Origin of the sequence: Sphaerospermopsis aphanizomenoides BCCUSP55 (assembly GCF_001586785.1) — a bacterium.
In the GTDB taxonomy this organism is placed as follows: domain Bacteria; phylum Cyanobacteriota; class Cyanobacteriia; order Cyanobacteriales; family Nostocaceae; genus Sphaerospermopsis_A; species Sphaerospermopsis_A aphanizomenoides_A.
This window is the reverse complement of record NZ_LUFH02000026.1, coordinates 21788-41337: the sequence shown is the minus strand read 5'-3', so window position 1 is coordinate 41337 and position 19550 is coordinate 21788. Positions and strand designations below refer to the sequence as shown.

Here is a 19550-nt window from a genome sequence, read left to right as displayed (position 1 = left end):
ATTTTACGTTCTTTGCATTAATCCTTGTAAGTAGATGACCAGCAAAAAATTTTACGCAACCGTTGGGAGGGATTGAATTTAAAAACCCAAGTTTTTGGCTCTACTCTAACGTAGAAAGTACCAAAGTTACGTAGGGAAACACTTTCTCCCTGTTTTAGCGATTCATAAATTTCTTCGATGGTGGCATCTATAATTTCTTCCACTGTGCCAGTTTCTTTATTTATCCGTTGGCCAACGCGGCGTATCAATTCCTTTTTGTCGATAGACATTTTTAGGCAAAATGCTGCTACACTCCCTTTCAGTTTACAATCAGTAGATATCGAATATAGATATCAAATGCCTGTAAACTCCTCCCGTGCTGCTAAAAAACCGCCACCCAGCGAGATGATTCGCGTACCTACTGTACTGATACCAGTAGTAAGACAATTAGCGACAATACACAGACAGGGACATACGATTGCCTTGCTGCAAGGGTTAGAAGAATTGATAGCACAGTTTGACAGCAGCATGGAGGTAGAAGCGACCACCGAATTGCAGCACGTAGAGTCGAAGCTCGCTCAAATTGAAACCCAACTTTCCCAACAAAATGAAGGAGTGGAAAGAAAACTGGAAGCGATCGCTAAACATTTAGAAAAATTAGAACGGGCTGTAGCATCTGGTAGATACAATGGTAGTGGTCAAACCCGAAATAGGCGGTCAGCATATCCTTACCAAATGCCCTCAGTAGAACTGCAAGCATTCGCCAATGAAAATCTTGCCCGGAGATTGGGTGTCACACCCCAAAGTTTGATTGCTGAAAGAGAAAAAAAGAGCGAGAAAGAATTTCTCAGTTGGTCGAGGAATCGAGATCCCATGAGTGTTGGCTGGAAATGGAATTCAGAGTCCGGGCTGTATCAACCGATCAAGTGAAGAAGCCAGGACAGGAGCAACTGGCACAGCGAATCGCTAAAAACAAACCAGGGAAGTTCTTGATTTAAGTTGGTTTTAGGGAATCGCCAACCGTTCACAGCGGCGAAGATGTCAAATTCACTCATCGTAAGGGACATTTAACAACTGCACAGCTTGGCGCTTGGCAACTTCAGGACGCAGATCATATTTTTGGGTAGTTGCTGGATCGGAATGGCCAGCCAGACGACTCACAGTTAAAACATCGACACCAGCTTCCAACAAATTACTAATAAAAGAGCGCCGAAAATCATGGGGGCTAAAAGATGCCACCCCAGCACTTTTAGCACGTTTTTGGAGAATCACCATCACCGCTTGGTCAGTCATCCGCCGAATATGTACATGACCACCACGCCGCACCGGACAAAACAAAGCACCAGGGGCATTACCTCTAATATTTAGCCAAGCACTTAGAGCCGCCACTGCCCCTGCTGGCAAATACACAGTCCTAAACTTGCCCCCTTTACCCTTGCGGACTTGCAAAGAACCATCTTCTGGCTGATAGTCTGCTAAATCTAAAGCCACCACCTCAGCGCGACGTAACCCAGAACCACAGAGAATAGCGATGAGTGCCGCATCACGCACACCAATCCAATCTTGATTTTGCTTACAATCGCTCAAAAGTGCGGCGATTTCACTGGTTTTCAGCAGCCGTCCCCGCAAAGCCGAATCACCCCGCACACAATTAATATCCACAGCATGGGCGTAGTCATCAGCACTCATCAACCCCAACCGAAAAGCTTCCTTCAGCACCCGACGCAAAGCACAAAGCATCCGGTTAGCCGTAGCTGGGGCGTACTGTTCCATCAACACAGCACGAATAGCCGCCGTATGCTGGTAGCGTAATTTTGACCAATCCAAAGACAAAGCATCATACTCATCCGAAGTTAGCAATCGTGCGATCGCATTCAAAGCCTTTTGCATTGTCCGCCTGCTGCCAGCAGTCAAACCAGACAAATAGACCGCCGCCGGGTGAAGCGTCAACGGCGGTGGTGTTGCCAGTATCAAGTCCGTGTGCTGTATTAATTGCTCTGCCATTGAAAGAGCCTGCTTGCGCCTAATTTTCTTGGGTAAACAGAAGTTTTAATAACTTACGATCCATTCTACTCCCACACAGCATCCCCTGCACGGCAATTTCATGACATCAGCACGTACAGAAGCCTTATTATTAGAAGTTGTAGAGTAATCATTTCCCAGTTGAACCGCCCTATCAAGCTTTTGAGAGTTCAAGACTCTCTAGTAGTTGATGCCATTATTACTGAGGTGACAGAAAAACATCTAGCAGATGCCAAAACACTATGGGAGCCGCTACTAGGTGGTACTAGGCAAGAAGACGAATATTGGGATTGGGTGGCAAAAAGTCGAGGGTCTAAGTTGTTACCAGGTGACGAACTTTACGCGATTGAGTGTGATGGTATCACCCAAGGTTTAATCATGCTCGATGTGTTGAAGAAACGCTGCCAAATTCAGTCTCAACTCAGACGGAGATTGGTTTACATCAGAGCTTTGGCTACTGCGCCCTGGAATAGACCTGCTATTACTAATCCTCCTATATACAAAGGTGTAGGTGGAAATCTCATCGACTTTGCGATTTCTCGCAGTTATGAATTAGGTTATCAAGGCAGAATAGGGTTACACGCCCTAGAAGGTGCGTTAGGATTTTACAGGAAGCTGCGAGTGGGACTGCTAGATTGTGGTCCCGATCCAGAAGAACCTGATAATCTTGTGTATTTTGAAACATTACGGAGAGAGCCATGACCCAATCAATTCCTTTCTCTACCGGAGATACTGTGCCAACACAATCTGAATCCTCTACAAACGATGTAATTCAGTACAAACGGTTGATGGAGTTGGTAGAGGCTGAGGATGCTGCTAACGGGGAAGTTGGCTGTGGTCGGGATTGGGGAGAGCAGCTTTCAGTTTATTTCCACACATCTGGTATCAATATCTCGGATGAAAATTTCCGAACTCTACTGAGGGAACACTTAGGACATTTATTGATGGAACGGGACTTTGATTCCATTACGACCCAGGTCAGTCGCTTTATTGAGTCAAAGTTGGTACGGACAACCGTTCAGGATCTAGAATATCGAAGAGTGGCAAGAGAGCAAGTTGTCGAATATATCTCTGATGAAGAACTGAGAGGATTTTTCCAAGCAGAGTTGGGTGAGTTTTGTAATGATGCGATACTTGAGCAGATAATCCAGTTTACTCATGGCTGTGTTCATAAAGCTGTGCTTCAGCCTCGACATACTTGGCCTAAACCTCTTTGGGTGCTGACAACTGGTGAAAAAATTTACATTGCCCAAGCATCTGATTTGGATGATGCGATAACGAAGGTTAAGGCACAGTATCCTCAAGAAACTAGGACGTTAGCAGTTTTGACTGTTGGTGGGGTGCTAGGACCCTCTCCGGTGATTTGTTTAGAAAGGGCAATCTAGTGGAACTAAGCTATCGTGCGCTGACCAGGGAAATTCTCTGCGGCGAGTGGCTTCCATTCTAGGTATCAGTGGTCTTGAATTAGAAGATAGGCTCTACGGAGAAGAGGAAATCAAATATGAAAGTTAGAGGTATAAAACGTGGTCAAAATATTGAGATATTAGAAACAATTAATAACATTCCAGATGGGACAGAAATAATAGTAGACTTAGGATTTATTGAAAATCAAATTACAAAACCACAACAAACATTAACAGAAGCGGAGAAACTAGCAAAACTTAATCAATTATTCGGGGCTTGGAAAAACCAACCTGAATTATGGGAAACTTCTCTGACAGGTTTTGTCCAAAATAATACTGACACCAAAACTCAGCAATTTCTAGCAGCTTTGGGGCAGATTCAGGAATCAAACCTGAGCCATACCGAGGCTCATAAGATTCTGTATACTCTCTAGCTAATTTATAAGCATAGTAGGGGAAATCCTGTTCAACAAAACAGCGAATGGCATAATCTAGTTTGAGCAAATAACCACTACGGACAAAATGTACAGTAGACCAATGAACTTTGCGAAAATCGTCTCCCTGTAATTCATTAATTTGCCTCAATAACTTCCACAAACACTGTTTCCCTTCATGAGTGGAAGTTGCAAGGTAGCGTTCCATCTCAGCAATGGCATCGCTAATTAAAGTTTTGTGAGTCTCCCATTCAGAGGAACTGAGATTACTGGGACAGGAAGCATCTTCAGTTTGTAGTAGAACCTGTTTTGAGAGATAGAGAGCAAAATGTTCGGCTGCCACTTCATTTTGACAAAGGCTTTTGATGCTAGTCAATCGGGTGATAGGTAGGGCAAATATGATATTATCAGTGCTAAGTTGTTTAGCCGTTTCTACCCACTTTTTAATTTTGGAGGCTATTGCTGTTTGAGTATTTTTATGTTGCATGGGCATATATAAATCTACATACTTTATTGGTGGGTAAAGCTTCCATTATTTTAATAGGAGTTATCATCATGATATAGGACTCCCATTTGATTTCTGATAGCGTAGCGTGGCGTTAGCCATACAAGCTCTAAACCGTAAGCCCCATCTAATCAACGATTGAGTCTCAGTATATTGAGCAAGAATCAAACCGGATTCCTATATTATCATTTTAACAACCGAATTACTATAGGTTTTTTGTGGGAATTCAATCCTTTTTAATTACAAAAATATCCGACTTATTGGCAGTAAAATCATAAATTAGTGCAACAGAGAAACCAGCTACAATTCCAATTGTTTTTGCTCGCTTCTTTGTTTTTTGATACTGGCTTCATGTTGTTGTTGCAGTGACGACTTTATATAGGGTGAAACCTGTTTGACAAAATAATTAGTTGCTCCTTGGGAGAGGTAGGAGCTTCTCACATCCCAGGATTGAAGTTCTCTATTCCAAGCAGCTTCCATGATGGGAAAATCATCTCCAGTTCTGCCCAAAGTTAAACATTCTCCATCCCACTCCGCAATGTAGCTTTCCCAGGTAAAGCGAGTTGTTTTTTTAAGATTTAAAAGAGCAGCAACTATGGGTGCAACAGTTTCTGCTCGTTGTTGTTGCTGTTGCTGTTGTTGTTGCTGTTGATGGCGATTTTCTGATTGTTTGATTAAATCTTCTTTGAGGGCAATCATAGCATGAAGTTCCAAGGGGGTCATTTCGCTTTCGGTGGGTAATGCTTCCCAATCATCACTATTACGTTTAGCCCGCAGAATTTCGCTTTGGTCTTGTGTGCGACGCAAGGAAATTTCAGTGGCAGATATTCGCTCGGCGGTAAAGTGTTTGTCAATGTAGCGATTTGTATTTTCTAAGAGTAACTCGTCAATATCTGCTGCAAACATCGCTGTGCATTTAATCTGCTTGGCACTGATGGAAAGAGATTGGGTACTAGCAGATACAGATGAATTAGAAACAGATGCAGATTTTTTATTAGATAAATGTTGGGTACTGGCAGATACAGATGAATTAGGAACAGATGCAGATTTATTATTAGATAGATATTGGGTACTGACAGATACAGACTGGGTATGATTATCCAAGTCTTTTGGTAATAGTTGCATTTGTTCATTAGCAGCGATGCCTTCGGCGAGGGCAGCGATCGCTGCTGGCACAGCGGAGTCGATAGCGATACCTGTAGCGGGCGTAGCGATTGCCTTTGGTACTGCGCTTGGCGCGATGCCGGAGGTGGGCGTAGTCATCGCCTTCTGGTGGGTCTGCTCCGCGTTGACGTAGCCTGTCCGCAGGACATACAGTGGGCGTTTCGTTATCGCTCTTAAAAAAGGTAAATCACGGGTGGGATTATAATCAACTCCCCGGATTGTTTGCAGTTTTTTCCAGCTACAGTTTTTTAACTGCGAGCCTCGACACCGAAATCCTTCATACTCAAAGGTTAAGCCTTTCATTTCATCACCAATGATGGTAGGGTAAACATCAACTCCCTGGTGCTGAAGCCTACCGATGAAGATTTGGATGTTAGGTTGATGAAAAGCTGCGGCAATAACCATGCGTTCCAATCGTTGCTTAGTCGGTTCGGCTGGTGGTGTATTCCGCAATCCGGTTTCATATTCTTCCTGTTCTCGCAACATCCGACGCTTTTGTCCGGTGGTAGGGGCAGAATAATCAATCTCTGCACTCTTAGTCAGTTGGTATAGATGCCACCGTCGCTCGATTTCTCGTGTCAGTTCTTCGGCACGGGTTTTGTCTTGCCAGTCGTTGATGCGGGTAAAGTTCTCACACTCAAAGGTGTGAATCATAATGTGAACGTGAGGCGGTGCATCTGGGTTGTGCTGTAGTTGACTTTCTGTGGGTTTATGTTTAATCATCAGCCACAGGTTGTTGGTGTAGCCTAGTCCGTTGATCATGAAGTTGCCAATTTCTAGCCAGTCGTCAGGAGTGAGGCGGTCTGTGTGGTGGGGACTCATGGTGATGTGCTTGGTATCTTTGTCGGTGCGGGGATTTTGCCCTGATATGGCACGCCATTCTTGGATGATTTGGGCGTAAGTCTGTCCTGCTATGTTGCCACCGTATAACTCAAATTCTTTGTGTTTATCCATGAGATAACGCAGCAGACCACCGGGGTTATTACCAGTGGGAACAACTTTGGTCAGCATTTACCATTCTCCGCTTTAACGATTATTATTAATCACAAATTTAATAAAAACAATCCACATCAGCATTTAACTTATTCGCGACTTATTCGCGTCCTCGTCTCCCCACTGCACCGTTAAGTTAGTGTGAGTAGTTCACTCCCAGTCTTCATCGTCAAAGTTGAACTCGTCTGTTGAACTTTCTTCATTTTCGGTGTTCTCATCAACACCGGATAATTGCAGTCTCACTTCGCGCAATTCTGAGCGCACTTCCCCTAACAAATCATCCAAGTTCCTAATCGTGCTAAGTAACTGCTGGTGAATCACTTTTGATGCAGGTGGATTTTGTTTCAGAGAGGCGATCGCTGTTTGTAAATCTTTTTCTAAATGCCTTAGTCTCAGGTCAAATTGTCCCATTTGTACACTCGTTTTCACATTAATGGCTGGTACTTTTGGTGGACTAATGGGACGATTTTCTACTCGTCGTCTAATAAATTCAGCTAAGGGTAAAGCATAGAACTCAGCCATTTTATGCCAGCGATTCTTTTCTGCCGGAGTTAAGCGCAGTAAAAATGATGAAGCTTTTTCCTGTTTACGCTCTGGTGGTGAGGTCATAGCAATGAGATGAAGGGGTGACAATTGAGAATGTTTTAGAACGAATAGCAATATGTGATACTAGAGAAGATGTGAGACAATCTGAAAATAATTAGCTAAAGGTTAATGCGGATAGCGATTGCACTATAAGACTTAGCAAGTTTTAAAATTTTGTATATACGTCCTCCCTGCTTGCTTCCTAAGTGATTGTGCTATTACCGTGTATGTTGTGACTGAATTCCACATTATGGGTGTGGTCATGCAATCAGCATCCATCAAGAGAAGTATTTTCCATCAATTGAATATTTTTATGTAGAAAATCCCGTGTTCATCGAGGGTAATTTTTGCAATAGACTTGTCGTAAAAAGAGGAGCTAGGTACTGATAATTAGGGATGGGATAAATAAGATATTCCTGAATTTTTGGTGTGATTTCATCGCATGGAGTCTCTTGCATGAATCATTTCAAAATAGGTCTATTACCTTGAAGAATTTAGCATATTAAATCCCCTAACAATCAAGGATAATTGTTTCAAAAAATTGGACTGTTCTGGACTGTTCGTACAAGGATAATTGTTTCACAAATTGGACTGTTCGTAGAAAACCTGGCTCTACCGCTATTTTTATGCTACGGCATTAAAATCAAAGGTTTATAGAGAAATATCAAAACATTAAAGCAACGTATTTGATCAATAAGTGGGGGTGGACTACCATATTAGCAACGATTTTGCACTATTTGAGGGTTGTCACTGAGCTATTTACCCCGGATTATTGAGCGATTACAAAGCAAAAAGCAGCAATTGTAATTATCGTATCTCTCCAAATTGCTGGATATATTCTACTAATTGTTTGGTATAACCACCTTCAGAAAGTCTTTCTAAATTCCCTACTAAGATAAACAATTCTCTTGCTCTGCTGACAGCAACATTAAGTAAATTCGGTTTGCGATTAATAAACCAGAGGCTATCAGTAGGTTCTGATTGGCGAGTTGAGAAGATTATCGCAGATTTTTGACCACCTTGGAAGGTGTGAACTGTGCCAATACTATTGGCTGAAAAGTCGGAATAGCGTGATTGTAAGCGTTCTTGCAAGGCATTTGCTTGGCGGCGATAAGGTGAAATTACGCCTATTGTATTTTGATTGCTAGTGTTTTGATTGCTAGGAGAATTGAAGCTGTAACCTGCCTCTAGCAATTGGGCAATTAACGTTTCTACCGCATCAACTTCTGCCCAATTTATGTAGTTTTCCTGCTTTCCTTCTACGTGGTAAGCAATTAGGTTAGCACCTAACAGAGACGGTTTGGGTTCTGTTTTAATAACCATGCCATAATTGCACAAGCGATCGCTAATCTCGGCAATCACTGGCACACAACGATAATGATATTTAAGGATAATGCCGTGACCAATATCTTCTGGTTGTGCTGATGCTCCTGCGGCTCGGTGATAAGCTGTAGTAGCGGTGGGACTGTAGCAGTCATAATCTGCTTCTGTAAGTCCCCTTTCCAGGAAGGATTTACCACGATATTCTTCTTTTTTCTGGTCGCTTAAATTAATAACCGGTTCTAGTTGTAAGGGGTCGCCGACAATCAAAGCCTGACGACACCGCACTAACACTGGAAATACCTGATGTGGGGGAATCTGACCAGCTTCATCTACAATTACTTGGTTAATACAACCGCTATCAGGATAGGGGAACAGACGGCGAATGGAGTGCAGGGTACTCAAGAAAACGGGAAACAAGAGGCTGATATCTCGATAAATGTTTCTCCAATTCAAGGACATCTGACGAAAAGCTTCCCATTCGTTATTTAACACCCCAATGTAAGTTTTAATAGCAGCCATGACTTCATCTTTTCGTCTTCGAGCTTCCTGTTGTTGAAATTGCCATGCACACTCAAATAACTGTACTTGCAATGTGTGCAATTCGATGTAGAAACGACTGTAGAAATCTTGGGTAGGATAAGTGGCCAGCCGATTTTGGATGTGTTGTAGCTGGTGTTTTCGGTCAGTGAGTTGACGTTGTAAGTCGATTAATTGGCGTTGTAATAATTCTAGCTGTTGGTGTCTGTGGTTAAGTTGATTTTGCTGCTGCTGCCAATCAGATACTTCTTTCAGTAGTTGGGAAACACTTTGGCGGGCTGCTAATAAAGATTCAATGGTCAGGGGAATTTGAAAGGGAAAGGGTGTAGCTAGAGTTGCCAATACGGGCATTTCTATTTGTTTGTGCAAGCGTTTGAGAATATGGCGTGGGCTGCTTCTGGTTATTTGTTGCCAGAATCGTTTAATCATTTGCCATAGTTTAATTCTCTGCAATAGTTTGATTGTTTGTAATAGTTTGATTTTTTGTAATAGTCGAATCAACCAGTTGTGGTTTTGACCTAAAAATTGCCTGTTACTTTCACAAGGTAAGGAATGAAAAGCTGTGTTCAAGTGTTGCTCTATCTGCTGGTAAGCTTCTAGCGGAAATTTAGAGTAGTCGGGTGATGAGTTTAATGGTGAGGGGGGCTGAAAGTCGGAGTAATGCCGTGATGGAGTTCGTGGTAATGGGGTCTGGAATTCATAATCCGAGTTAGGAGAAACGTTTCTCCTAGATTCTGAGGTAACATCTACAGAGTCTATTGGTAAGGTAGGTTGAGAGTCAGAATAGTAGTTTGGTGATTGGTTGAATGGTGATGGAGAGTGAAGCTCTGGGTATTCCTGTGAGGAGTTTGAGGATGATGCTTGGTATTCATAATCCGAGTTAGGAGAAACGTTTCTCCTAGATTCTGGAGTTACTTCTGTAGAGTCATTTATCGCTGCGTGTGGCAACTGAGAATAGTCTGGTGATGAGTTAAATGGTAGTGAAGATTGAAGCTCTGGGTTGTTCTGTGAGGGGTTTGAGGATGATGCTTGGTATTCATAATCCGAGTTAGGAGAAACGTTTCTCCTAGATTCTGAAGTAACATCTACAGGGTCTATTAGTGAGCCAGACTGAGAGTAGTTCTGTAATGTGTTAAATGGTGATAGCGAGTGATATTCTGAATAGTCAAGTGAAGAGTTGGCTGATAATGGCGAGTAAGGCTCTAGTGAAGAGTTGGCTGATAATGGTGAGTAAGGCTCTAGTGAAGAGTTGGCTGATAATGGGGGTTGTAATTCAAAATCAGAGTTAGGAGAAACGTTTCTCCTAAATTCTGGATTCACTTGTACAAAGGTTTTTATCGCTTCTTGCAACTGTTGTACATCTCTATCTAGCTGCTCTAATAACTGTTCATCAGCAATCTTCTGTTGTTGGTAATATTCATCTTGCTTGATGTGAAATTGTAGTTGCTGCACAAGAGCTAACAATTGTTGCTTGGCTGACTCCCATGCTGTTGGGTTAAAGGTTTCTCTTGCTAGTGAGTCGAGTGCAGCTTGCAGAGAGGGCAAAACTTGGGTGTCAACTAATTCTTTGGAGCCTCCTGATAAGTAGAAGCAATTTTGTGGAAAGTGGCTCTCTAGAAGTTCTTCAACGTTGTTGACTGCATGGTTGTTGGTACTGGTGACTAAAGTGAGGTTACTTTCGTCTTCACCTTTTGTCGCTAATTGTACGGCGCGGTGGACTACTTGTTGGGCTATTTTGTGTAACAGCAATGTGGTTTTACCATTCCCTGGTGGTCCAATTACGGCGGTGAGGGGTTGAGATTGGCAATGTTTGAGAGCCTGTGCTTGATAGTCGTCGGGGGGTAAGGTCGGGAAAGCACCGAGAAATAACAGGTTGTGTTGGGGTGCTATTGGTTGTCCAAATAAGTATTCGTAAGCAGGATGTCGGGTAACTGCCCAATCCCATTGTCGCTGTTCGCTGATTTTCTGGAAGTCTTTGTTGAGGTTATGGTTGAAGGCTACGTAGCCAAAGTTCAGCAGGTAGGGAAGCAGTTTTGAGCGCACGGGAAAGGGTGGTAAAGAAATCAGTCCGATAAAGTCTTGTAGGGTTTTAAAGGGACGATTGAAGGTGGTTTCCAGAAAAACTTTGAGTCCTTCTTTGGTGACTAGAGATTCAGCAGTTTCTTCTTCTAGTGCGTACCACTGCATTAAGTTGGGGATGACTGGTTGAAACTCGAATTTAGTTAAGTCCCAGCCGCTTTTGCGATAATTGCTATCAAAGATAGGAGAAATGTCGATGGTAAAGAGGGGGCGAAACTGACGGCGATTTCCTTCGATGAGATAAAGCTGGGGGAAGGCTACGGCGATTGATGGTGGGTTGGCTTGAGGTTTGGTTTTTGAGGTTTTGAAGGGTTGTTTGAGTTGTTTGAATAAGGATTCCTCTAGCAGTAATCTGTCGCCTACTAAATTTACACCAGAGTCCCAGATATTGGGTTGCTCGTCGTCACCTGCTTCGACTTTGGCATTACTCAAGTTTTCAATGTGGATGTAATGCAGCCAGGCTTGGAGCAAGTCGCGAATCTGTGACTCTTGTGTCATTTTTCGTCTCATCCTATCATCCTAGAGTTGCTATTGAAGCACAAACTACTAGAATTTATGAATTATGTCATCTAACAAATGGCTAAATTTTTACCAGGGCTTATACATAAAGGTTGAGTAGCTTTTACTGAAAACCTGATTAAATTGGTTCAAACATCTCGCCATTAATCATTGATTCCAGACTTTTTCTATCTATGACAGATTCAATTACCCATCCTTGACCTTTATATTTGCCGTGAAGGTAGCACTGTTGCCTAATTGTTTCTCGCTCTGCTTGCTGTCGTTTATTCCATTGTTTTGGGTCTAAATTCAGTTTGAAAATTTTACTGTTGACTTCCATAGTAATAAGAGTATTAAGCTCCTCGATACATTCTTCCAAGGTTCCTTCTGCTAAAAAAATTGAATTTGACGGGTCTAAATCGTCAATTTCCCAAGCTTGCCAGTAGTCGCTTAACTCGAATATTCCCGCTTGAGAAGAATTTGCGTTTTCTGGTTGGGAATGAATTTTGCGTTTTGAGTCTAGCTGAATTACTTCAGCTAAGGGTTTTTTCTTTGCCATTGTTGATATTCTTTGATGTTTGATGTTTACTTGTTTTTCTAGTCTAATAGATTGTCACAACATCACTCCCTCGCTCAAAGTGGTGAACATTGGTTGGGAGTTTATAGGTAAGTCCTATCAAAACATAATGGGAGCGTGAGAACCCTTAGTCTTTAGACAGGGGATGAAACGCGACTCAAGGGGATTCATCACCAAGTAAAGCTTCGAGTTTACTCAGGAGGGTTTCCAGTTTCTTTTGCTTGGCAGGTTGTTCCCACAGTTTACTCTTGTTAATGCGCTGAGTGATGTTTTTGAGACGCTCTATTTGGTTGGGTGATTTTGAGGATGGAGGTTGAGTTCTTTGGGTATTAGCAGCGATTTGTGCTTTGATTTCACTTAAAGACCAGTTGTGTGCGATCGCCTGGTCTAAGAGTTGTTGGCGGAGTATATCATCTTTGACCCGTGCCAATGCTTGTGCTTTGGTGTATTCCAGTTTACCCTCTCGCAGTGCTTTTAAAATCTCCAGAGGCAGATTGAGTAAGGGTAAACGTTTGGTGGTGAAGGACAGCCAATTCATTAGTCCCAGGCTCTCAAACACCTCTTGTACTTTTTTTGCTTTCTCTTCATCTACGTTAGGAGAAACGTTTCTCCTAGATTCTATTTCTTCAGTGATGCCGGAGTCAGGAGAAACATTTTTCCCAGATTCATCCTTTGAGTCTGACTCCTCAGTTGAGGAAACAGCAGTATCTGTGTTAGGAGAAACATTTCTCCTAGATTCATCCTTTGAGTCTGACTCCTCAGTTGAGGAAACAGCAATATCCGCATCTTGTGAAACGGTTCTCCTAGATTTCTTCAGTGTGGTTGTTCCTGAGTTGGGAGAAATGTTTTTCCCAGATGCGGTAGCATCAGTTGTTTCCGAGTGGGTCGAAACATTGCTGCCTGATTCTGTCTCATCGGTTATTTCCGAGTTAGGAGAAACGTTTCTCCTAGATTGTGTTTCTTCAGTTGTTTCTAAGTTAGAAGAAACATTACTAAGAGATTCTGGGGTCGTTTCTCCATTTTCGGTAGGTGAAACAGAACCACTCAAGTCAGTCGGAACATGGCTAGGAGATTCTATTTCTTCAGTTGTTTCTGAGTTAGGAGAAACGTTTCTCCTAGATTGCTCCTCAGTATCTTTTGAGGGCTTCTCTCCTTTATTGCTGGCGTTTTTCATCCGGTACAGCAAGGATTTGACAGCTTCCACATCCGACTCTAGCCGAATAGCCAAAAGATGCAAGATGCCTTCTGTTTCTTCAACGGGGTTGAGGTCTTGTCGTTGCAGGTTTTCAATTAAGGCTAACTGAAACGCCTGGTCATCGGATAACTCACGCACAACCACTGGCACTTCTTCCAGTCCTACTTCTGTGGCTGCGCGATAGCGCCGTTCTCCAGCTACTAATTCGTATTTCCCTCCTGTGAGTGGACGCACCAAGAGGGGTTGAAGGATGCCATGCTGTTTAACTGATGCAACTAATTCTGTTAATGCTTGGGGGTCAAAGTAGTGTCTGGGTTGCTGTGGAGGCAGGTGAATGTCTTGGAGTTTGACTTTGCTTTCAGTAGCAGGTGGGGTGTCTGCTTCCACTGAGGATAACCAAGGGGCTGGGGGTGGGGTGGTAATTTGACCAGCAAAGGGTTTTTCGGTGCGTTTGCGTACCATTGTAGTGTAGGGAATATAGTTGAATGGGGGACAGAAATGGGAATGCTACTCTAAATTTAGAGAAATATAGGCATCCTAAATCATTAATGAAAATCTCTCGTCGCTCTCTCAAGCCATCTGCTGTAGTTTAGGCGGAGAAATAACTTGCCTGTTTTAGAAACTATAAGCCTTGATTACCTGGAATTTTCCTGGTTACTTGGGCTTTCCTAGATTACTAGGTTTTTCAGCAATTAAAACAGGTAACTCCTAAGATGCACATTTTAAGTAGTCGTGCAAAATAAATTTTATAGTTAACCTCAGTTCGGGTTAAGGGTATTTTTGAAGTTACTCAACGAGAGAATAGGCTTTTCAGGCGACGAAATAATAAGGGTTTCAGCTTATCTCGAACTCACGTTAGTTAGGAGAGGGAACAGGGAACAGCCTGCCTGTCGGCAGACAGGGGAGACAGGGGAGACAGGGTAACAGGTAACAGGTAAGGAATACAGGCATTTTGGTTGTCAATCAATATGTTAAATTAATTTTGCTTGGGTACTTATAATCCTTATTAAATAAAACTTCGAGGTTTTCAATCTCGGCGGTGTTTCTTTCTTGGCGGGAGAGTTAACCGCGCCCGTTGGAGGCTCCTAAGATGCACATTTTATAATCCTTATTAAATAAGGCTTTCAAAAAATCAAGAAAAATGTGTTTCTTTCATATTTTCGGGAGGTAAACCGCGCCCGTGGGAGGCTTATATAACGGATTCCAAAGCAGAAGCGATTTCTTTAAGAATACTAACAGCAGGGTGTTTGGGGTCAACTACTGCTAGGGGCGCACGTTCTTCTGTGGCATCAACAAAAGCGGTGGCTCTGGGGATGGGTGGAAAAATCCGACCCCACGCTGAAAGTTGTGCTTGTATGGCTGCTAAGGCTCGTTTATCGGCTGAGTTTTGGTGAGCATAGCGGGTGGGAACAAAACCTGCGATTTGTAATTTGCGGTTGGGTTTGTTTTTAACTTGGGTGATGGTTTGCAAGAGTTCGTCTGTTCCCTCGAAGGCTTTGAGATGGGTTTCGATGGGGACGAGGACGTGGGTGGCGGCGACTAGGGAAATATAAGAAAGTAATCCTAAGCTGGGGGGACAGTCGATAAGGATGAAGTCGTATGAGTCTTGGACTGGTTCTAGGGCTTCTTTGAGGCGCAAGTCGCGCATGGAGGCACTGACTAGCTGCATTTCAGAGCCACTCAGGATGCGGTTAGCTGGAGCTATGTCCATGCCATGAATGCCGGAATGAATGGGTAAGGGCTGTTCGTCAATAATGGCATCGGCTACGGTTTTTTGTAACTGAGATGGGACTAAGCCCATAAATTTGGTTAAGGAGGCTTGGGGGTCAATGTCGATGAGAAGGACACGATGTTTTTGTTGGGCTAGGTGGTAGCCCAGGTTTTGGGTGAGTGTTGATTTGGCGACACCACCTGCTTGGTTAAAGATGGCTATGATGCGACACTGCTGGTGAGAATTTGACACTGGTTTTCGTTCCTAAAGATAGGATGGCTTTAGTGAATCGACTCGTTTTCATTTTCCAGTTTATAGAATATGGTACACAGTGTGGCATCTCCTAGATGTACCCCTGCTCCCCCGAAATTTTTCGCTCTCCGATCCGGCTCTATGCCCTGATGGCTGCCAAAAAAATTTTAGTCAGCCGACAGTGAATAAGACGAAAAAAAACAACCAATTAGTTAATAGCGATGAAAAAAAACAGAAGATTAGTCTCAATCAATTAAATTAGGAGTGAGCTTTTATGGAAGGAATTATTTTCCTAATTGGCTGGACAATTGTTGCTTTTGTTTGTATGCAAATTGCTCAAAAGAAAGGTAGGAATCCAAAGCTTTGGTTTGTGGTCGGATTTTGCTTTGGAATTTTTGCAGTTTTGACTGTAGCTCTGTTACCTCATGTTTGAATGGCAAGCAAAACCATTTAAGCTGAAGTTCCCCTCCCCCACACAAAAAGGCTGATGCTTACGTAGAGCGGCTTTCCGAGTATTTTTGCGTCGCCCTACTGGGTACAAATTGTCAAAGGGTCTTGCGGAGCGAATATGAAGCTTTGACCCTCCCAATTTTAAGTTAACCACAGATGTGCCTTGAAATGCAAACCTTACATGGGTACAGGTTTTTGGGTTTCAAAACCTATAACCATTACAATACTGCTCGGTTAAGGAAAATGGGGCGTAATATAATTTGGCTCATTTGTTGTATCGTTGGCACTTTTATTTGTGCTAGTAGGCATTGCAACAATGCTAGTATGTCGTACATGGGCTTGTGTAGCTTTTGAGTTTTTGTTTTGGAAGACTCTAACTCTACTACATGGTTGAGTCGATGGGAGGTATTATCCTCCGCACCTCTCAGTTAAATCTGGGCGTGCGACTTTCGCGCGGTGGCTTCCGACGTTCTTAGCTTTCGCTTTTGCCCATGTGGATATAGTCATTGTTATCTAAATCTATGAAGAAGTTGATTCTAGCGAGTGCTTTGGTATTTAGCAGTACCTTACAATATCCAGCACAGGCAACAGCCCAAACTAAACCACCTGGCAATACTCAACCACCTGTACAACCAGTCAAAACCCCTCCTGTACCTACAAAGGGAACCTCTCGACCAGTTTTTGTGATGCCAAAACCCCCAGATGGATTAAGCCCTATGTCTGGACGCAGAAGCGGAATGGGTAGCCGCAATGATTGTCCTGCGGTAGAGACTCCCCTCACAGCTTTAGTCCCTTTTCAAGAGCGCGTGGCGAATAACAAACAAACAAATACGTCAACTTCAGCAGATGTGTGGGGACTAACTACCTCTGAACGTCCAACATTTTGGTTTTATGTTCCCTACAGCAATATGAGTGCTGAATTTGTCTTACAGGATAACGAAGAAAACGAAATTTATAAACAGCAAAACATCGCCCTTACAGCCAAATCTGGTGTTATTGGTATTTCTCTTCCATCCAATGTGGCATCATTGCAAGTAGGTAAAACATATCGCTGGTTCTTTAAAATTCGTTGTAATCAAAAACAAATAACGAGTGTTCCTATCTATGTAGAAGGAGACATCCAAAGAATAAATTTGAATCCCATTTTAGAGCAGCAGTTGCAGGAGGCAACAGACCCTCGACAAAAAATTGCCATTTATGCTGCTAATGGCATTTGGTTTGATGCTTTGACAATACTAGGGCAACTACGCTTTGCTAATTCTAATGATGCGTCTTTAGCAGCAGATTGGCAAAGTTTATTGCAATCAGGCAAATTGGAGAACATTGCTGCCTTTCCTTTGGTTAATTATTAACAAACTGCCAATAAATTAGGGTGATCGCCGAGGAGCATCCATCTTTTTGCAAAATTGGAATGCTCCCCGTTGGGAACTTGAGAACTTAGCTTTCAAAAAGTTAAGGGGAGCAACGCGATTTTGTGAGATCGGGGTTAGATTCTCAATTACCTAACTCAATTCTCAATAAAACCGTGTTTTCTGTTCGCGATGCCTTCGGCGGGCGTAGCCATCGCATCCTGAAAGAGCCTATTTTCGTTCTTGGTTTTAGCACCTAACATTTTCACGTTGCTCCCAAGTTAAACAGAATGGAGAAACGCCGTTCTATTGGTGTCATCAGCTACGCCGATGATTTCGTATTAGCAGCAATCTTTATATCTGAGTTGGAGCCGCAGCGCGGAAGTAAAAAGACTTTTATTTCAGGCTTTACGGATTTGATAGTCAGTCTCCTCCGTCGAGGCTACCATTATCCCGAAAGTGAATAAAACGAAAAAAAACAACCAATTAGTTAATATTGGAGTTTAGACTAATTTAACTTCCAAATCCCTCAAACTCCTTTTAGGAGGGGCTTTGAGAGTTTACCGCTCCTTTATTTTCTGTAAGCCGTCAGCCTTGTATAGCAAGGGTTTGAGCTTTTTAAAAATGTTGGTATTGCACAACAAGCTCAAGCTTCTATTGCAGACTAAGTAATTCAATTAGTGAATAGTAAATAATGAATAAAATTAACTCACTGCTACCAATTAAAAATTAGGAATGTTAGCAAATATGAGATTACATTCTGTTCAAATATCAATCTGAAATTCAGGAGAACCACAATGTCCAATATCAACAACCACAGAGTAGAGATGAAACACAAAATATCTGTAGTTCTTGCTGGGACTATACTGGCTTTTACTGGTTTTACTTTACCTTCATCAGCTAATGTATCAAATACAATTACTCAAAAAGAAATAAGTGGACAGCCAGAAACATTGGTAAGAACTTTACAACAAGGAAAGAGTCAAAACACACCAACGGGTTCTCAAAATCGTTTGCAGTTCCAATTGGTTCAAACTCATGTTGGAGGTTGTGTAGTATCAGTGCAATCTGGTTCACTAAGGGTTCGACAAAACCCTAGTACAAATAGTAGGACTATCGCTTTATTGAAAAATGGCACTCGCGTTGGTTTAGGAGTGACTGATGGTAGTGAAGGAAATAGTTGGACAAGAATTGTTTACCCCTTTGAAGGGTATGTTGCCAGTGCTTACCTCAAAAATTGCCACATATCTCAAAAATATCTGTAATGCTGGCTGTTACTGGTTGGGAGCAACGTGAAAATGTGAGGTGTTAAAACCAAGAACGAAAATTAGCCTATTTCGGAGTGCGATTGCCTACGACACGACACTGCGCTCCGCGCAATCACACCGAAAATATCTAGTTTTGTTGAGAATCTGACGGTGTAATTGAGTATTAAAACCCGAACTCACAAAATCGCGTTGCTCCCATCTAGATATAGCAAGGGGTTTGAGCCTCTATTTCCGTTTGTTAGGGATCTCGGCTCAATCCCTTCAGGAAAATGAAGTATCCGAGCTGGTTCTTTAATAGGACAACAGCTAACTAACTGTATATGTCACCCTACTGAGAAATACATATAAGTAGGGAAATGCAAGTTAAGTATAGAAATCTTTATCAAGGTTAACAAGATGTTTGTTGATGGTATTTTCTCAACCTTAAATGAATGGTTGGATGTAGAGGATAACTCACAAGAAGATGTACTTGCACCAGAAGCAACTATCGACGATAGTGCAGATAATTTTCACGGCGATAAAAATCCAGGTTCATCAGGCGATCGCCAACCACCCAAAAATATGAAGGAGGATGAATCTTTCGATGAAAATCTTTACTTCAGCAGTGACACAGAATGGTTAGCATCTGATAACGATTGGCATCCTTCCCAATTCGATGGTTGGGGAAATCCCATTGCTGATGCCGAACACTGGCAACAACAACAAGGTAATAATTCCTGTGCGGTAGTTGCCCAAATTAGTATTCTGGAATCAATTACAGGCGTTGAAATTACAGAAGCAGAAGCTTGTGAACTAGCAGAAGCTAAGGGTTGGTTTGATCCAGAAACGGGAACTACCGCAGAACATATCGGCAAATTTTTAGAACATTATGGTGTGCCTTGCGAAAAAAGTTATAACGGTACTCTCGAAGATATAGCTGATGCTTTAGAAAAGGGCGATAAGGTAATTGTTGGACTCGATGCCCATGAAATTTGGCATCCCGCTAGAGATCCCATGACAGGTTCGCCTCTAGAACAAGCTAATGGCGGCCATGCGGTTTGGGTGACAGGAATTGATACTGAACCAGACGGTAGTGTAAAAATCATCCTCAATGATAGCGGTACTGATACTGGTCAGATGAAAGTTGTGGATGCAGAAGATTTTCTCAATGCGTGGGAAGACTATGGCAATTTGTTAGTCGTAGCAGATAGCCCAGATGTAGCAGTATAAAAATAGGAGCAATCGCT

The 19550-nt window shown here is 42.5% G+C and carries 17 protein-coding genes; 9 read left to right on the top strand and 8 right to left on the bottom strand.

The window, feature by feature from the left end; translation table 11 throughout:
• Positions 1 to 17 precede the first annotated feature (17 nt).
• Entirely contained in the window at positions 18 to 269 is a 252-nt protein-coding gene (locus A0J48_RS08960; RefSeq protein WP_200322322.1) for an HU family DNA-binding protein, read from the bottom strand.
• Between the two features lie 67 nt (positions 270 to 336).
• Between A0J48_RS08960 and A0J48_RS08955 the strand changes: the two genes are divergently transcribed.
• Positions 337 to 909: a hypothetical protein gene (locus A0J48_RS08955; protein WP_200322321.1), complete on the top strand. Its 573-nt coding sequence runs from the start codon at positions 337 to 339 to the stop codon at positions 907 to 909.
• A 117-nt stretch (positions 910 to 1026) separates the two neighbouring features.
• On the opposite strand, the gene A0J48_RS08950 is transcribed toward A0J48_RS08955, so the two are convergent.
• The gene (locus tag A0J48_RS08950; protein ID WP_200322320.1) at positions 1027 to 1983 is read right to left on the bottom strand and encodes a tyrosine-type recombinase/integrase; all 957 of its coding nucleotides are present in this window, start codon (positions 1981 to 1983) and stop codon (positions 1027 to 1029) included.
• 180 nt (positions 1984 to 2163) lie between these two features.
• Between A0J48_RS08950 and A0J48_RS08945 the strand changes: the two genes are divergently transcribed.
• From A0J48_RS08945 to A0J48_RS26840, 3 genes are all read left to right on the top strand, one after another.
• The gene (locus tag A0J48_RS08945) at positions 2164 to 2703 is read left to right on the top strand and encodes a hypothetical protein (protein ID WP_234300808.1); all 540 of its coding nucleotides are present in this window, start codon (positions 2164 to 2166) and stop codon (positions 2701 to 2703) included.
• Positions 2700 to 3386, top strand: a complete 687-nt coding sequence (locus A0J48_RS08940) for a hypothetical protein (protein WP_200322319.1) — start codon at positions 2700 to 2702, stop codon at positions 3384 to 3386. The genes A0J48_RS08945 and A0J48_RS08940 overlap by 4 nt, the downstream gene beginning before the upstream one ends.
• Before the next feature lie 116 nt (positions 3387 to 3502).
• Positions 3503 to 3838 (top strand): hypothetical protein, encoded by a 336-nt coding sequence (locus A0J48_RS26840; RefSeq protein ID WP_234300807.1) that lies wholly within the window; start codon positions 3503 to 3505, stop codon positions 3836 to 3838.
• A gap of 805 nt (positions 3839 to 4643) precedes the next feature.
• Here A0J48_RS26840 and A0J48_RS08930 read toward each other — a convergent pair.
• The 6 genes from A0J48_RS08930 to A0J48_RS08900 all read right to left on the bottom strand — a co-directional run bounded on the left by A0J48_RS08930 (position 4644) and on the right by A0J48_RS08900 (position 15257).
• Positions 4644 to 6518, bottom strand: a complete 1875-nt coding sequence (locus A0J48_RS08930) for a relaxase/mobilization nuclease domain-containing protein (RefSeq protein WP_200322318.1) — start codon at positions 6516 to 6518, stop codon at positions 4644 to 4646.
• A gap of 132 nt (positions 6519 to 6650) precedes the next feature.
• Complete coding sequence (locus A0J48_RS08925; RefSeq protein ID WP_200322317.1) at positions 6651 to 7109, bottom strand: hypothetical protein; 459 nt, start codon at positions 7107 to 7109, stop codon at positions 6651 to 6653.
• A 783-nt stretch (positions 7110 to 7892) separates the two neighbouring features.
• Complete coding sequence (locus A0J48_RS26835) at positions 7893 to 11522, bottom strand: AAA domain-containing protein (RefSeq protein WP_234300806.1); 3630 nt, start codon at positions 11520 to 11522, stop codon at positions 7893 to 7895.
• A gap of 139 nt (positions 11523 to 11661) precedes the next feature.
• Positions 11662 to 12081 carry a hypothetical protein gene (locus tag A0J48_RS08910; protein ID WP_200322316.1) on the bottom strand — a complete coding sequence of 140 codons (420 nt, stop codon included), beginning with the start codon at positions 12079 to 12081 and terminating at the stop codon, positions 11662 to 11664.
• A gap of 175 nt (positions 12082 to 12256) precedes the next feature.
• Positions 12257 to 13756 (bottom strand): ParB/RepB/Spo0J family partition protein, encoded by a 1500-nt coding sequence (locus A0J48_RS27725; RefSeq protein ID WP_200322315.1) that lies wholly within the window; start codon positions 13754 to 13756, stop codon positions 12257 to 12259.
• Between the two features lie 727 nt (positions 13757 to 14483).
• Positions 14484 to 15257 (bottom strand): ParA family protein, encoded by a 774-nt coding sequence (locus A0J48_RS08900; RefSeq protein WP_200322314.1) that lies wholly within the window; start codon positions 15255 to 15257, stop codon positions 14484 to 14486.
• A gap of 274 nt (positions 15258 to 15531) precedes the next feature.
• Between A0J48_RS08900 and A0J48_RS08895 the strand changes: the two genes are divergently transcribed.
• The 5 genes from A0J48_RS08895 (at position 15532) to A0J48_RS08875 (ending at position 19533) form a co-directional block, all read left to right on the top strand.
• Complete coding sequence (locus tag A0J48_RS08895; RefSeq protein ID WP_200322312.1) at positions 15532 to 15690, top strand: hypothetical protein; 159 nt, start codon at positions 15532 to 15534, stop codon at positions 15688 to 15690.
• Positions 15691 to 16228: 538 nt separating this feature from the next.
• A complete protein-coding gene (locus A0J48_RS08890; RefSeq protein ID WP_200322310.1) occupies positions 16229 to 17059 on the top strand; it encodes a DUF928 domain-containing protein in 831 nt (276 codons plus the stop codon).
• A 287-nt stretch (positions 17060 to 17346) separates the two neighbouring features.
• Complete coding sequence (locus A0J48_RS08885) at positions 17347 to 17523, top strand: hypothetical protein (protein WP_200322308.1); 177 nt, start codon at positions 17347 to 17349, stop codon at positions 17521 to 17523.
• A 330-nt stretch (positions 17524 to 17853) separates the two neighbouring features.
• Positions 17854 to 18321 carry an SH3 domain-containing protein gene (locus tag A0J48_RS08880; protein ID WP_200322306.1) on the top strand — a complete coding sequence of 156 codons (468 nt, stop codon included), beginning with the start codon at positions 17854 to 17856 and terminating at the stop codon, positions 18319 to 18321.
• A 399-nt stretch (positions 18322 to 18720) separates the two neighbouring features.
• On the top strand, positions 18721 to 19533 hold the full coding sequence (locus A0J48_RS08875) for a C39 family peptidase (RefSeq protein ID WP_200322304.1): 813 nt from the start codon (positions 18721 to 18723) through the stop codon (positions 19531 to 19533).
• The last annotated feature ends 17 nt before the right edge of the window (positions 19534 to 19550 follow it).

Bases quoted from the DNA above. Each gene is read 5' to 3' on its own strand.
- A0J48_RS08895 (WP_200322312.1), top strand. From the start codon at position 15,532: ATGGAAGGAATTATTTTCCTAATTGGCTGGACAATTGTTGCTTTTGTT.
- A0J48_RS26840 (WP_234300807.1), top strand. From the start codon at position 3,503: ATGAAAGTTAGAGGTATAAAACGTGGTCAAAATATTGAGATATTAGAA.
- A0J48_RS08930 (WP_200322318.1), bottom strand. From the start codon at position 6,518: ATGCTGACCAAAGTTGTTCCCACTGGTAATAACCCCGGTGGTCTGCTG.
- A0J48_RS08910 (WP_200322316.1), bottom strand. From the start codon at position 12,081: ATGGCAAAGAAAAAACCCTTAGCTGAAGTAATTCAGCTAGACTCAAAA.
- A0J48_RS26835 (WP_234300806.1), bottom strand. From the start codon at position 11,522: ATGACACAAGAGTCACAGATTCGCGACTTGCTCCAAGCCTGGCTGCAT.
- A0J48_RS08940 (WP_200322319.1), top strand. From the start codon at position 2,700: ATGACCCAATCAATTCCTTTCTCTACCGGAGATACTGTGCCAACACAA.
- A0J48_RS08875 (WP_200322304.1), top strand. From the start codon at position 18,721: ATGTTTGTTGATGGTATTTTCTCAACCTTAAATGAATGGTTGGATGTA.
- A0J48_RS08955 (WP_200322321.1), top strand. From the start codon at position 337: ATGCCTGTAAACTCCTCCCGTGCTGCTAAAAAACCGCCACCCAGCGAG.
- A0J48_RS27725 (WP_200322315.1), bottom strand. From the start codon at position 13,756: ATGGTACGCAAACGCACCGAAAAACCCTTTGCTGGTCAAATTACCACC.
- A0J48_RS08925 (WP_200322317.1), bottom strand. From the start codon at position 7,109: ATGACCTCACCACCAGAGCGTAAACAGGAAAAAGCTTCATCATTTTTA.
- A0J48_RS08880 (WP_200322306.1), top strand. From the start codon at position 17,854: ATGTCCAATATCAACAACCACAGAGTAGAGATGAAACACAAAATATCT.
- A0J48_RS08960 (WP_200322322.1), bottom strand. From the start codon at position 269: ATGTCTATCGACAAAAAGGAATTGATACGCCGCGTTGGCCAACGGATA.
- A0J48_RS08890 (WP_200322310.1), top strand. From the start codon at position 16,229: ATGAAGAAGTTGATTCTAGCGAGTGCTTTGGTATTTAGCAGTACCTTA.
- A0J48_RS08950 (WP_200322320.1), bottom strand. From the start codon at position 1,983: ATGGCAGAGCAATTAATACAGCACACGGACTTGATACTGGCAACACCA.
- A0J48_RS08885 (WP_200322308.1), top strand. From the start codon at position 17,347: ATGGAGAAACGCCGTTCTATTGGTGTCATCAGCTACGCCGATGATTTC.